The organism is Pseudomonas sp. NBRC 111140, assembly GCF_001320885.1.
Lineage (GTDB): Bacteria > Pseudomonadota > Gammaproteobacteria > Pseudomonadales > Pseudomonadaceae > Aquipseudomonas > Aquipseudomonas putida_P.
The window spans coordinates 1-5,625 of the sequence record NZ_BCBQ01000164.1 but is presented as its reverse complement, the minus strand read 5'-3'; the positions used below and the strand labels follow the sequence as shown (position 1 = coordinate 5,625).

4 protein-coding genes and 1 pseudogene are annotated in these 5,625 nt (G+C 61.5%); 4 read left to right on the top strand and 1 reads right to left on the bottom strand.

Translation table 11 applies throughout. The annotated features are described in order from the left end of the window. Window positions 1-444: pseudogene (locus APH42_RS28380) on the bottom strand (hypothetical protein); the annotation flags it as partial. Between the two features lie 115 nt (window positions 445-559). Here APH42_RS28380 and mrcB point away from each other — a divergent pair. The 4 genes from mrcB to ilvB all read left to right on the top strand — a co-directional run. Next, a complete protein-coding gene (mrcB, locus tag APH42_RS28375; RefSeq protein WP_012274214.1) occupies window positions 560-2,881 on the top strand; it encodes a penicillin-binding protein 1B in 2,322 nt (773 codons plus the stop codon). 15 nt (window positions 2,882-2,896) lie between these two features. Further along, entirely contained in the window at window positions 2,897-3,700 is an 804-nt protein-coding gene (locus APH42_RS28370; protein ID WP_012274213.1) for a tetratricopeptide repeat protein, read from the top strand. After that, window positions 3,700-4,032 carry a YqcC family protein gene (locus APH42_RS28365; RefSeq protein ID WP_019099850.1) on the top strand — a complete coding sequence of 111 codons (333 nt, stop codon included), beginning with the start codon at window positions 3,700-3,702 and terminating at the stop codon, window positions 4,030-4,032. The genes APH42_RS28370 and APH42_RS28365 overlap by 1 nt, the downstream gene beginning before the upstream one ends. A gap of 410 nt (window positions 4,033-4,442) precedes the next feature. Further along, window positions 4,443-5,625 (top strand): biosynthetic-type acetolactate synthase large subunit (ilvB, locus tag APH42_RS28360; RefSeq protein ID WP_060494725.1); only part of this gene is annotated, 1,183 nt, incomplete at its 3' end.

The window sequence follows — 5,625 nt, the reverse complement described above, 5'->3', positions numbered from 1 at the left end:
GGCAGCTACCTTGGGCGTCTGCAGGTGGAATTCAGCGATCTGCCGGGCCATTTGGTCAATGTGCATGGCGTTCAGCTCGCCATTGGCCTGCAGGGTGCTGAGCATTTGCCCCTGGGGGAACTGGCGCATCTTCAGTGCGTATTCGATAGCTTCGCCGTTACCACCGATCTGCGGTGCATCAACACTGCCGGTGATCGGCAGCACTTCCAGGTACAAGCCTTCGGTCAGGCGCTGGTTCAGGCGCAACTCTTCGTTGCAAAAATGCTGGCGCTGGTCCAAGCCGGTAAAGTCAAGGAAGCCAAAGTTCATCGGTTTCTTGATCTTGTAGGCGTACTCGCCGGTGAGCAGTACCCAGGAGATATGCGTCTCGATGAGCTGGAACCCATCCACGGGGTGAGGGTACAGGGCTGGGTTCTGCAACGCAGTGATAAGAGCTTGGCTCACGGCAAATCCTTCCGGGGCAAGGGAATTCGAATGCGCCATTATGGTCAATGGTGCCGTCCCTGCCTACCGCTGGGCCGTCTGCCCAGCCTTTATAAAGTGCGTATAATCCGCCGCCATGACCCGAACTCGAAATCCCCGCACCCCTCAGAAACGCCCGACCGGCCGCTCCCGCGCCTGGCTGGGCTGGGCTTTGAAGCTCAGCCTGGTAGGCCTGGTGATCGTTGCCGGCTTCGCGGTTTACCTCGATGCCGTCGTCCAGGAGAAGTTCTCCGGCAAGCGCTGGACCATCCCGGCCAAGGTGTATGCCCGGCCGCTGGAGTTGTTCACCGGCCAGAAACTGAGCAAGAACGACTTCCTCACCGAGCTCGATGCACTCGGCTACCGACGCGAAAGCGCGGCCAACGGCCCAGGGGCGGCGGCGGTCAACGGCAATACCGTCGATCTCAATACCCGTGGCTTCCAGTTCTACGAGGGCATGGAGCCGGCGCAGTTCGTTCGCGTGCGTTTCTCAGGGGATTACGTGGCGGGCCTTTCTGCTGCCAATGGCAAGGCGCTTGACGTTGTGCGCCTGGAGCCGCTGATGATCGGCGGCATCTACCCGAAGAACCTTGAAGACCGCATCTTGATCAAGATCGACCAGGTCCCCAAATACCTGCTCGAAACCCTGGTGGCGACGGAGGACCGCGACTTCTACAGCCACTACGGTGTGTCGCCCAAGTCCATCGCCCGGGCCATGTGGGTCAACACGTCGTCCGGCTCGATGCGCCAGGGCGGCAGTACCCTGACCCAGCAGTTGGTGAAGAACTTCTACCTCAGCAGCGAGCGCAGCCTCAGCCGCAAGCTGACCGAGGCGATGATGGCGATGCTGCTCGAACTGCACTACGACAAGCGTGAAATCCTCGAGGCGTACCTCAACGAGGTGTTCGTTGGCCAGGACGGTCAGCGTGCCGTGCACGGCTTTGGCCTGGCCAGTCAGTTCTTCTTCAGCCAACCACTGTCGGAGCTGAAACTGCACCAGATCGCCCTGCTGGTGGGCATGGTCAAAGGCCCGTCCTACTACAACCCGCGGCGTTACCCTGATCGCGCCCTGGCTCGGCGCAACCTGGTGCTCGACCTGGTGGCCGAGCAGGGCGTGGCCAGCCAGGCGGAAGTCGATGCAGCGAAGAAGATGCCGCTGGGTGTGACCAAGCGCGGCAGCCTGGCCGACAGCTCGTTCCCGGCCTTCCTCGACCTGGTCAAGCGTCAATTGCGCCAGGACTACCGCGACGAAGACTTGACCGAAGAAGGTCTGCGCATTTTCACCAGTTTCGACCCGATCCTGCAGATGAAGGCCGAAACCTCGATGAGCGAGACCTTCAAGCGCCTGGCGGGCCGCAAGGGTGCCGACGAAGTGGAGTCGGCAATGGTGGTGACCAACCCTGAGACGGGTGAAGTGCAGGCACTCATCGGCAGCCGTCAGGCAGGTTTTGCCGGCTTCAACCGGGCGATCGACGCCGTGCGGCCGATCGGCTCGCTGGTCAAGCCGTCCGTGTACCTGACAGCGCTGGAGCAGCCAAGCAAATACACCCTCACCAGCTGGGTGCAGGACGAGCCATTCTCGGTCAAGGGCGCCGACGGCCAGGTCTGGCGCCCACAAAACTACGACCGTCGCCCGCATGGCACCATCTACCTGTACCAGGGGCTGGCCAACTCGTACAACCTGTCTACCGCCAAGCTCGGGCTGGAAGTGGGTGTGCCCAATGTGATCAAGACCATTGGCCGGTTGGGGGTGAATGTCGACTGGCCAGCGTTCCCGGCCATGCTGCTGGGGGCCGGCGGCATGTCGCCGATGCAGGTCGCGACCATGTACCAGACCATCGCCAACGGCGGCTTCAACACCCCGATGCGCGGCATCCGCAGTGTGCTTACCGCTGAGGGCGAGCCGCTCAAGCGCTACCCGTTCCAGATCCAGCAAACCTTCGACCCGGGTGCCATCTACCTGGTGCAGAACGCCATGCAACGGGTAATGCGCGAAGGTACCGGGCGCTCGGTGTACAACACCTTGCCACGTTCGCTGACCCTGGCGGGCAAGACCGGCACCAGTAACGATTCGCGTGACAGCTGGTTCTCCGGCTTCAGCCAAGACCTGCTGGCCGTGGTGTGGATGGGGCGTGACGATAACGGCAAAACGCCATTTACCGGCGCCACCGGTGCCCTGCAGGTGTGGACCAGCTTCATGAAGAAAGCCGACCCGCTGCCGCTGGACATGCCGCAACCGGACAACGTGGTGCAGGCCTGGATCGACCCCTACACGGGCCGTGGGTCTGATGGCAGCTGTCCGGGAGCAGTGCAGATGCCGTATATTCGCGGCAGTGAACCGCCCGCCGGCGCGACCTGTGGCGGCGAGGAGAATCCTGCCGAGTCGGTCATGGACTGGGTCAAGGGCTGGATGAATTAAGCACAGGCTGCATTGATGAGGTGTGACGTGAACAAGTGGCTGTTTCCTGCCGTGACGGCGTTGGCTGTGCTCCAGGGGTGCTCCAGCGTCCCGCGCGGCAATATTCCGGTGGTCGATTCGAGCACCCGCGTGTCCAACAGCGAACGCGTGACGGCCAACCGCTCGGCGGGCGGCTATAGCACCGGCACCGCCCAGGCGCAGACGCTTGCGGAGGATTCCGGCGTTACCGTGATGATTCCGCAGGGCGCAGGCGCTTCGGGTATCCAGACGTTCCCGGCGGCCAATGGCGCAGCGCCGATCAGCACCTCGCCGATCACCCCGGGGCCGATCAGCACTGGCCCTGTCAGTTCGGCGCCGATGACCACCAACCCCAACCCGATTGCCGACGAGCCGTTCGACATCGCGGCGATGAACAACGCCCCGCAAAGCACCAGCGCGCCAACCGGTATTCCGCGTAGCACCGCTGCTGCCGGTGGCCTGTCGGCCGACGAGCAGTTGGACGGGCCGGTGCTGGCACTGCTGACCACCGCCAAGACCCAGCAGGGCAGTGGAGACTTCAACGGTGCCGCCTCGAGCCTGGAGCGTGCCCAGCGCATTGCGCCGCGTGAGCCGCAAGTGTTGTACCGCCTGGCCCAGGTGCGCCTTTCGCAAGGTGATGCCGCGCAGGCCGAGCAACTGGCGCGCCGTGCCCTGACTTACGCCAACGGCCGCCCAAGCCTGCAGGCGGAGCTATGGAACACCATCGCCCAGGCCCGTGAAAAGCAGGGTGACAGCGCTGGCGCTGCGCTGGCCCGGCAAAAGGCGCGGGTCAATTCGTGATGATCGAGCAGCGCATTCTGGATATTGCCGACCACCTGCTGCTGATCGAGCGTGAACTGCAGGTGCAAGGCTGGTGGGACGACGAGCCACCAAGCGACGAGGCACTGGCCAGCACAGTACCGTTCGCCGTCGATACCCTCAGTTTCGAGCAGTGGCTGCAATGGATCTTCCTGCCACGCATGAAGATCATTATCGAGTTGGGCCACCCGCTGCCCAATGCCTCGAGCATCCTGGTCATGGCCGAAACCGTGTTTACCGACCGGCCGGAGCAAAGTCGCGAGCTACGCCGTCTGTTGGCAGCTTTTGACCAATTGATCGCTCCTTCCGCCTGATTTCTTCAGTTTTTTCGTCAAGGGCCGCAGATTGTGGCCCTTTTTTTTGGAAATCTTATTAAATCTGCTGCTGAAGCGATTTTTAGTGGTGGCAGGAATTCATCTTGGGGAAAAATTGGCAATAATTTTTCTTGACTTGTTGGCGCCGAATCACAAGAATCCAACTTCCGCTGTAGAGGGACTGCCAGAAGCAGACCCGCTAAGCAGATCATGAGGTGCACACCCGCGCCGACCTGTTACACCCCGCAACGCGTTACCTCGCGCTGGGTGGGAAATCCCCGCAACACTCTGGGGGGCTCCCAATACTTGCTCAGTCAGTGCTGACGTTTTCGCTCATGCTCTGCTTGGCAGTAAACCTATTAAGACCCGTCCACTAGGGACGGTATTCTGGCGTTTTAGAGGTGAACAACGTGGAGCTTTTATCTGGCGCTGAGATGGTCGTCCGCTTCTTGCGTGACGAAGGCGTTAAGCACATCTACGGGTACCCTGGTGGTGCTCTCCTGCATGTTTACGACGCACTGTTCAAAGAACCGGAAGTGGAACACATCCTGGTTCGTCACGAGCAGGCGGCAACCCATATGGCGGACGGCTACGCCCGCGCCACCGGCAAGGCCGGTGTGGTGCTGGTAACCTCCGGCCCAGGCGCGACCAATGCCATCACCGGCATTGCCACCGCCTACATGGACTCGATTCCGATGGTCATCCTGTCCGGCCAGGTGCCTAGCACCATGGTGGGCACCGATGCCTTCCAGGAAACCGACATGATCGGTATCTCGCGGCCGATCGTGAAGCACAGCTTCATGATCAAGAACCCGACCGAGATCCCGGAAGTTCTGAAAAAGGCTTTCTACCTGGCGCAATCCGGTCGCCCAGGTCCAGTCGTGGTCGACATTCCAAAAGATATGACCAACCCGGCTGAGAAGTTTGAATACGTCTACCCGAAAAAGGTCAAACTGCGCTCCTACAGCCCAGCGGTCCGCGGCCACTCCGGCCAGATCCGCAAGGCTGCCGAGATGCTCCTGGCTGCCAAGCGCCCGATCGTCTACTCCGGCGGCGGCGTGATCCTCGGTGGTGGCTCTGAAGCCCTGACCGAAATCGCCAAGTCGCTGAACCTGCCGGTCACCAACACCCTCATGGGGTTGGGTGGCTTCCCGGGTACTGACCGCCAGTTCCTCGGCATGCTCGGCATGCACGGTAGCTACACCGCCAACATGGCCATGCACAATGCCGACGTGATCTTCGCGGTGGGTGCTCGTTTCGACGACCGCGTGGTAAACGGCCCGGCCAAGTTCTGCCCGAATGCCAAGATCATCCATGTCGATATCGACCCAGCGTCGATTTCGAAGATGATCAAGGCCGACGTGCCAATCGTCGGCCCGGTCGACAGCGTGCTCAGCGAAATGCTCGGCATCCTCAAGGAAATCGGCGAGCAGCCCGACAAGGCGGCGCTGGATGCCTGGTGGAAGCAGATCGACGAATGGCGTGGCAATGGTGAGATGTTCCCCTATGACAAGGGCGACGGTAATGTCATCAAGCCGCAGAAAGTCATCGAGACCCTGTGCGAAGTGACCCATGGCGACGCCTTCGTCACCT